We start from the raw sequence: 7,559 nt of genomic DNA, 5'->3' as shown, positions 1-7,559 counted from the left end.
CTCGGCGCCCGTGCTGCCCAGCCGCCCGGCTCGGCGCCGGCTCGATGCGCCCTGCCCTCGCAGCGCGGCATCATCTGGCAGCCCTGGGCGCGCCACGGCGAACTTGACGAAGCAGGCTGGCAGGCGCTGGGGCGCGAACTCGTGCGCCAGAACTACACGCACGTGCTGCTGCAATGGTCCAGCTACGGCAGCTACGAGTTCTGGCCGCGGCAGCAGCAGATGGGCTGGCTGGCGAGCGGGCTGCAGCATTGGCGCGGCACCGGCCTGAAGCTGGTGGCCGGCCTGCACATGGCCGAGGATTACTACGGTGCGCTGCAGCAGTCGGACTCGGCCTTGCGCGCGCACCTGGCGGCCACGCGCACCCGTTCGCTCGCCCAGGCCCGCCAGATCGTGCAGCGTCCGCCGCCGCTGGAAGTGGAAGGCTGGTACCTGCCGCAGGAAATCGACGACCTCAACTGGCGCAGCCCCGGCCGCCAGCGCATGCTGCGCACCTTCCTGTCGGCCATGACGGGCGGCATCGCCTCGCTGGCGCCGGGCATGGACGCGGCGCCGGTCTATGCCAGCGCGTTCTTCTCGGGCGCCAGCACGCCCAGGGAGTTCGCCCGCATGCTGCTGAACATGCACCGCGCCAGCGGTGTGATCTGGCTGGTGCAGGACGGCCTGGGCACCGGCCGCCTGAGCGAAGAGCGCACCGCCGAGTACCTGCGCGAGATCGCCCGCGCCCTCCCCCCCGCCGCCTGGCGTGGGCTGCTGGAAAGCTTCGACGAAGTCCGCGCCGAAGGCCAGCCGCCGCGCTTCGAGCCGAGCGACGAAGCCACCATCGCCCGCCGCGCGGCCCTCTGGTGCGCGAGCACCGGCCGGCAGGCCTCGGTGATGTTCTCGCTCAACCAGCGGATGAAAGGGATGCTGCCGGCGCCTACGCCCGAGCCGAGCCCGCCCGCGACCGGACAAAAGCCGCGAAGTCGGCAATGAAGGCCGCCAGGCGCGTGCGCGTGGCCTCGTCGGCCAGGCGCCCTTCGGCATCCATCAAGGTGTTGGCACGCGCCACCATCAGGCGCCCGCCCGACCAGAAATCGGCCTGCAGGGTGCGCAGCACCGGCAGCCAGGCGGCCTGGCTGAGGATGGTGCCGAAGCCGCCGGGCGAGGCACCGCACACGGCCACCGGCTTGCCGCCGAACACGCGCGCGCTGTCGCTGGGCGGCCGGCTGAGCCAGTCGATGGCGTTCTTGAACACGCCGGGAATGCCGTTGTTGTACTCAGGCGTGAACAGCACCAGGCCGTCGGCCTGGGCGATCTGGTCCTTGAGCGTGGCCACCGCCGGCGGAATGCCTTCCGCCGCCTCGACGTCGCCGTCGTACAGCGGAATGCCGCGAATGGTGCCCGCCACCAGTTCGCAGCCGGCCGGCGCCAGTTCGATGGCGGCGTTGAGCAGCGCGGTGTTGAAGGATGCGTGGCGCAGGGATCCGGAAATGCCGATGAGTCTTGTCATCGGCCGGAGCATAGAGGGCAATTACGTGAACAGGAAGCGCTTGGCGATGGCGGCAATGACCACCAGCGCCACCACCCAGACCACGATCTTGACGAGGCCGGTGGCGCCACCCGATGAACGCTGTCGGGCGGGCGGGAGGTCCATGCGCAGCGAGGCGAATTCGGACTTGTCGACCTTGTGGCGTGCGGAGTCGTAATAAGGGTTGCGGTCTTGAGACATGATGTAACCCATTGTCATTACTTTCGGCCAATGTGTCCATTTGTCATTGGTCCTAACCCGCCATCTTTTCGCCCTAGCTCTCTCCGCTGAGCAGGCCCTGCACGTCGTCATCGAAACCCGGCACCGGCTGCGCCTTGGCCAAGGACATCCACACCTGGAACGGCAGGCGCTCCAGCTCGCGGTGCTGGGCGGCGCGCTCCACTGTCAGCCGCCCTTCGCAGGCCACGAGCACGCCGCATTCGGCCGGGATTTCGTCGGCCCGCGCGATCGGGCGGCCGCGCGCGTCGCAGCCCAGCACGTACCAGCATTCGCCGCCCAGGTCGAGATAAGCGGCGCGCTTGTCGGGCTTCTTCAGGTCCGACAACAAGTCGGCGCGGCGCACCTTGATCTCGTGGACGATGGGATGCGCATAGGCCTCCACGCTGGTGTTGCGGATGGAAAAGACATCGGGCTTGGCCATGCACCAGCGCGGCGCCTCGCCGTCGGCGCCGCCCGGCACGCGGGCGCGCAGCATGAGGCCGCGCCAGGCGATGCGCCCGGCCCGGGTCATCTCGCGCGCCACCTGCTCCACCAGCGCCTCATGCGCCGTCATCACCGCACGGTTGCTGCCCAGGGTGTCGGCAATTCGGGCAATGCCGGCGTCGGTGACGCGCAGGGTTTCGTGTCCCTGGCCCGAACGCACGCGCTCCAGCAGGCCGGCCGCCAGCAGTTCGACCTCGATGCCGTCGCAGCAGGGCCAGCCGGCGCTTCGGTACATCTCGCGCAGGCGGCGGGCGTGGTGGCGGGTGAAAGGGATGTCGGTCATCGCGCGAGAAGCTCGCAGTGAGGCTTTGATCCCTTAACCTGTTGATTTTTAATCATTTTCAAAGCGATTCGTGAAGACCGGTGAGATACATTGAAGTTGTTGATTTCATTAGGTTTTCAAAGTACATCGACGCGGAAGCCGTCTTCAAGGAGTTTCGGCGGGTCAGGAAACTGCAGGACCAGGTGCGTGGCGGCATGGTTTGGCGGGAAGTCGCTGGTGCCCGCTACCTCATTCGAACGAGTCCCAAGGGTGCTCAAAAATCCCTGGGACCCGAATCCGATCAAACGCGCAAAGTCTACGAATCGCGACAAGTCCTTCGAACGGCTGGGCGACCAGATGGAAACCGCACGCAACAGCACCGGCTTCGAGGTCGATGTGATTCGCCGCGTCGCCAAGGACGACGATCCGCATCCATTGGGATTGAGCGACTCCGAAGATGACATCTGGGCAGCCCAGGCGTCGACGGCTGAACGGATTCTCAACGCGCCGCGATTCGACCAGATGGTGGTCTCTACCGCGGGCGACATGGCGATGATGCACACGATGCATCCGCTGGACTTTGCTGCCGTCAAGCAAACGCTGGCAACGATGCCGAATCGTGACCCGCTCAAGAGTTCGAAGGATGCGCTTCAGGCCGAACTGGTGAGAACGCTGGTGGCCAACTACATGCCGCAGTACGAACGGCGTGTCGATGGGGCTTGAAGTTGCAGGCATCGGCCAAGCGCTCAATGGAAGTCCCGGCTCCTGCTGCTCTCGGCCAGCCGGCCGAGCAGCGGCGTGAGGTCCTTGAAGCCGGTGGCCACCACGTGGCGCACCTGGCCGCCGCTGTCGGTGTCGCGCTGCCAGGTGCCCTGCACCGCCAATAGCTTGGCCTTGAGCAGCGGCTCGCGCCACGCCTGCGCCACACTCTGCCAGACGATGACGTTGACGTTGCCGGTCTCGTCCTCCAGCGTGACGAAGATGGTGCCGTTGGCGGTGCCGGGGCGCTGGCGGCCCATGACGATGCCGCAGGCGCGCACCGACTGGCCGCTGGGCAGGTCGTGCAGTTGCGCGGCATTGGACAGCCGCATGCGCGCCAGGCGCGGGCGCAGCAGCGCCAGCGGATGGCTGCGCAAGGTCAGGCCCAGCGAGCCGTAGTCGCCCACGATCTCCTCGCCCTCGCTCGCCGCCGGCAGCGCCAGCGGCGCCTCGTCGATGGGCACGCCCTTGAGCAGGGCCGGCGCGCGACGCTGCGCGGTGGCATCCCACACCTGCTGGCGCCGATGGCCCGAGAGCGAGGCCAGCGCATCGGCCGCGGCCAGCGCGCCCATGTCGCGCGTGTCCAGCTCGGCGCGCAGGGCCAGGTCTTCGGTGCTGGCAAACGGCCCCTGGGCGCGCGCCTCGACGATGCGCTGGGCGCCCGCATCGCTCAGGCTCCCGACGCGGTTCAGGCCGAGCCGCACCGCCGGCTGGTTCTCGCGGCCCAGCCGATCGGCATAGCGCGCGCTGGTACCGGGCGGCATGCGCGGCGCATCGCCGGCGCGTGCTTCGAGCGTGGTCTCGATGCGGCTGTGGTTCACATCCACCGGCCGCACTTCCACGCCGTGGCGCCGCGCGTCCTGCACCAGCTGCGAGGGGCTGTAGAAACCCATGGGCTGCGCATCGAGCAGCGCCGCCAGGAAGCAGGCCGGCTCGTAGTGCTTGAGCCAGCTGCTCACCGTGACCAGGAGCGCGAAGCTGGCGGCATGGCTTTCGGGAAAGCCGTAGTCGCCGAAGCCCATCACCTGCTTGAAGATGGCCTCGGCGAACGACGCCTTGTAGCCGTTGGCGACCATGCCCTGCACCAGCTTGTCGTGGAACTTGTCGAGCCCGCCCTTGCGCTTCCAGGCGGCCATGGCGCGGCGCAGCTGGTCGGCCTCGTCGGCGCTGAAGCGGGCCGCGATCATGGCGATCTGCATCACCTGTTCCTGGAAGATCGGCACGCCCAGCGTGCGTTCCAGCGCGCAGCGCAGCTCATCCTTCTCGTAATGGATTTCAAGCCCGTTGGCGATGCGCTCGCGCGCCTTGAGATAGGGATGCACCATGCCGCCCTGGATGGGGCCGGGCCGCACGATCGCCACCTCGATCACCAGGTCTTCGTAGCAGCGGGGCTTCAGGCGCGGCAGCATCGACATCTGCGCGCGGCTCTCGATCTGGAACACGCCGATGGTGTCGGCCTCGCAGATCATGTCGAACACCTTCGGGTCGTCGTTGGGCACCTGGTACATCTGCAGCGCGGTGCCGCGCCAGTGGTTCATCAGCTCGAGCCCGCGCCGGATGGCGCTGAGCATGCCCAGGGCCAGCACGTCCACCTTGAGCATGCCGATGGCTTCCAGGTCGTCCTTTTCCCACTGGATGACCGAGCGGTCTTTCATGGACGCCTTTTCCACCGGCACCAGCCGCGTGAGCTTGGTATGCGTCAGCACGAAGCCGCCCACGTGCTGGCTGAGGTGGCGCGGAAAGCCCCGCAGGCGCTGCGTCATCTCGATCCATTGCACCAGCTTGAATTCGTCCTCTTGCACGCCCGCGCGTTCGGCCGCGGTGCGCAGCTGGTCGCCGGAGACCACGTCGTCGAACCAGTAGTGGTCCTTGGCGAATTCGTCCACCAGCCGTTCATCCACGCCCATGGCCTTGCCCACGTCGCGCAGGGCGCTGCGCGCGCGGTAGCAGATGACCACGGCGGCAATGGCGGCGCGCTCGCGTCCGTATTTTTTGTAGATGTACTGGATGACTTCCTCGCGCCGCTGGTGCTCGAAGTCGACGTCGATGTCGGGCGGCTCCTTGCGATGGCGGCTGAGAAAACGCTCGAAGAGCAGCGTGCCCTTGTCGGGGTCGATGGCGGTGATGCCCAGGCAGAAGCACACGGCCGAGTTGGCCGACGAACCCCGGCCTTGGCACAGGATGTTCTGCGAGCGCGCGAAGCGCACGATGTCGTCCACCGTGAGGAAGAACATCTCGTACTCCAGCTCGTGGATGAGCGCGAGTTCCTTCTCGATCTGCAGCCGCACCTTGTCCGGAATGCCGCCGGGATAGCGCTCCTGCGCGCCTTCCCAGGTCTTGCGCGCCAGGGCTTGCGAAGGCGACTCCTGCGCGCCGACGGTTTCCAGCGGGTACTTGTAGTTCTCCCGGATCACCTCGGGATCGAAGCGGCAGCGATCCGCCACCACCAGCGTGTTGGCCAGCATGTCCGGCAGGTAGATCTCGGCCAGCCGCATGCGCTGTCGCAGGTGGCGCTCGGCATTGGACTGCAGGGCGAAGCCGCATTCGGCCACGGTCTTGCCCTGGCGCACGGCCGTGAGCACGTCGTGCAGCGGCTTGACCGAGCGGGCATGCATGTGCACGTCGCCGGCGGCCACCAGCGGCACGCCCGCCTGCTCGCCGGCCTGCACCAGGTTCATCAGGTGCAGGTCGTCGTCGAGTTCGTTGAACAGCTCCACCGCCAGCCACAGGTTGCCGCCGTACAGCGCGCGGGCGGCCGCCAGGTCCTTCTGCAGCGCAGCGGTGTCGACGCCCTCGCCCGGCCGGCGATGCGGCACCAGCAGCACCTGGCAATGCTGCAGCGAGGCCACGTCGCTGCCTTCCCAGCTCACGCGGTAGTCGCCCTTGGGCAGCTCGGTATTGCGGGCGGCGGTGATGAACTCGCACAGGTTCCCCCAGCCCTCGGTGTCGTTGGCGATCACCACCAGCTTGAAGCGGCCGAAGTCGAACTCGCTGCCGTACAGCAGCCGGAAGCCGGGGTTGCGCGGAATGGGCGGCTCCTGCGGATGCTCTTTTTCATACGCAGCGAGCTGGCCCGGCAGGTCGCGCAGGGCCACGTGGGCGCGCACGATGCCGGCCACCGAGCATTCGTCGGTGATGGCCAGCGCCGAATAGCCGAGTTGGTAGGCGCGCTGCACCAGGTCTTCGGGCGTGGAGGCGCCGCGCTGGAAGCTGAAATGGCTCAGGCAGTGCAGCTCGGCATAGTCGGGCAGGCCGCCCGGCAGGCCGGCGCGGTGGGGCAAGGGTTGCACCGCCACGGGCTGGCGCTGCTTGGCGCTGGAGTCAGGCATACAGCCCCTGCAGGTACCAGCGCACCTCGCCGGTGGCAAAGCTGGCGGCCGAACGCTCGCGGTAGATCCACACCAGCCCGGCCTCGGGGCTCTCGGCAATGTAGTAGTCGCGCACCGCCAAGTGGCCGCCCTCGCCATCTTCTTGTCCGCCGTGGCTCCACCAGCCGGCCTCCACCCGCTGCGGGCCGACCAGCTTGCGCAGCGGCCCGTGGTAGCAAGGCCGCTCGCCCTCCATGGCCAGCAGCACCGGCTCGCGCAGCAGCCAGCCGGGGTACAGGGCGTCGGGCTGGCGGTCGGGCAAGGCGGCCGCGCCCCTGGGCTTTCTGCCCGGCGCGGATACGGCGGCGTCCTGCATCTTCGACGGCGCAATCGCCGTGAAGCTGCCGCCGCGCAGCGCCGGCTGCCAGTCCTGCGCCTGCTCGGGCCGGTGGTCGGCGCGCGTTGCGGGCACCAGCACCTGCTGCGGGCCCAGCCGTGCGCTGAGCCGCTCCACCATCTCGTGCAGCTTGTCGCCCTTGCGGTTGTCCTCGGGCAAAAAGCTGGCGCTGGCGCCGGCCAGGGGGTCGGTTTCCAGCGAGCGCAGCCGGATCCAGCTGGCCGGCGCGCCCAGCGTGGTGAGGGCGAGCTTTTCGGACAGCAGGCGGCGCAGGTGCGCCATGTCCTGCACCGGCTGGGCGGTGCGCACCACCACCTGCTCGGTGCGCGGCAGGTCCACGCCGTTGACGCGCCGCAGGTCGAGCGTCCATTGCAGCTCGAAGGCGCGCACGCCGCGCTGGCGCATGCGCAGCCAGATCTGCAGCGCCGACAGCAGGCGGTTGGCCGACCACATGAGCTCGCCCGCGCTCTCGGCCAGCGCGGGCAGCTCCAGCTTCTGCTCGAACACGTCGGGCAGCGACAGCCAGGCATGGCTGTCGGGCCGCAGCTGCCAGGCGATGTCCAGCGCGTTGCGCAGCCCGGCACCGAAGCGCCGCGCGAGGCC

Annotated in this window: 7 protein-coding genes; 2 read left to right on the top strand and 5 right to left on the bottom strand. The window is 68.5% G+C overall.

Annotation, left to right across the window (positions count from 1 at the left end; genetic code table 11):
• On the top strand, window positions 1–972 hold a 972-nt coding region (locus VSO01S_RS25335), incomplete at its 5' end, for a DUF4434 domain-containing protein (protein ID WP_068645541.1).
• On the opposite strand, the gene VSO01S_RS25330 is transcribed toward VSO01S_RS25335, so the two are convergent.
• From VSO01S_RS25330 to VSO01S_RS25320, 3 genes are all read right to left on the bottom strand, one after another.
• Window positions 917–1,489, bottom strand: coding sequence for an NADPH-dependent FMN reductase (locus VSO01S_RS25330; RefSeq protein WP_068645542.1), 573 nt, complete (start codon window positions 1,487–1,489; stop codon window positions 917–919). The genes VSO01S_RS25335 and VSO01S_RS25330 overlap by 56 nt on opposite strands.
• A gap of 21 nt (window positions 1,490–1,510) precedes the next feature.
• On the bottom strand, window positions 1,511–1,708 hold the full coding sequence (locus VSO01S_RS25325) for a hypothetical protein (RefSeq protein ID WP_153305437.1): 198 nt from the start codon (window positions 1,706–1,708) through the stop codon (window positions 1,511–1,513).
• Between the two features lie 73 nt (window positions 1,709–1,781).
• On the bottom strand, window positions 1,782–2,513 hold the full coding sequence (locus VSO01S_RS25320) for a hypothetical protein (protein ID WP_068645539.1): 732 nt from the start codon (window positions 2,511–2,513) through the stop codon (window positions 1,782–1,784).
• Window positions 2,514–2,762: 249 nt separating this feature from the next.
• On the opposite strand from VSO01S_RS25320, the gene VSO01S_RS25315 reads away from it, so the two are divergent.
• Window positions 2,763–3,215: a GSU2403 family nucleotidyltransferase fold protein gene (locus VSO01S_RS25315; protein WP_153305436.1), complete on the top strand. Its 453-nt coding sequence runs from the start codon at window positions 2,763–2,765 to the stop codon at window positions 3,213–3,215.
• A gap of 23 nt (window positions 3,216–3,238) precedes the next feature.
• Here the strand turns inward: VSO01S_RS25315 and VSO01S_RS25310 are convergent, their stop codons facing one another.
• Complete coding sequence (locus tag VSO01S_RS25310) at window positions 3,239–6,580, bottom strand: error-prone DNA polymerase (protein ID WP_068645537.1); 3,342 nt, start codon at window positions 6,578–6,580, stop codon at window positions 3,239–3,241.
• A partial coding sequence (locus VSO01S_RS25305; RefSeq protein ID WP_068645536.1) for a DNA polymerase Y subunit UmuC family protein occupies window positions 6,573–7,559 on the bottom strand: 987 nt, incomplete at its 5' end. The genes VSO01S_RS25305 and VSO01S_RS25310, both read right to left, overlap by 8 nt.

The sequence above is a fragment of the Variovorax soli NBRC 106424 genome (assembly GCF_001591385.1).
Classification (GTDB): Bacteria; Pseudomonadota; Gammaproteobacteria; order Burkholderiales; family Burkholderiaceae_C; genus Variovorax; species Variovorax soli.
The sequence above is the reverse complement of the archived record's forward strand: the minus strand, read 5'-3'. Positions and strand labels throughout refer to the sequence as shown.

Excerpts from the sequence above, each read along its gene's own strand:
- VSO01S_RS25330 (WP_068645542.1), bottom strand. The coding sequence starts at position 1,489 with ATGACAAGACTCATCGGCATTTCCGGATCCCTGCGCCACGCATCCTTC.
- VSO01S_RS25325 (WP_153305437.1), bottom strand. The coding sequence starts at position 1,708 with ATGTCTCAAGACCGCAACCCTTATTACGACTCCGCACGCCACAAGGTC.
- VSO01S_RS25320 (WP_068645539.1), bottom strand. The coding sequence starts at position 2,513 with ATGACCGACATCCCTTTCACCCGCCACCACGCCCGCCGCCTGCGCGAG.
- VSO01S_RS25310 (WP_068645537.1), bottom strand. The coding sequence starts at position 6,580 with ATGCCTGACTCCAGCGCCAAGCAGCGCCAGCCCGTGGCGGTGCAACCC.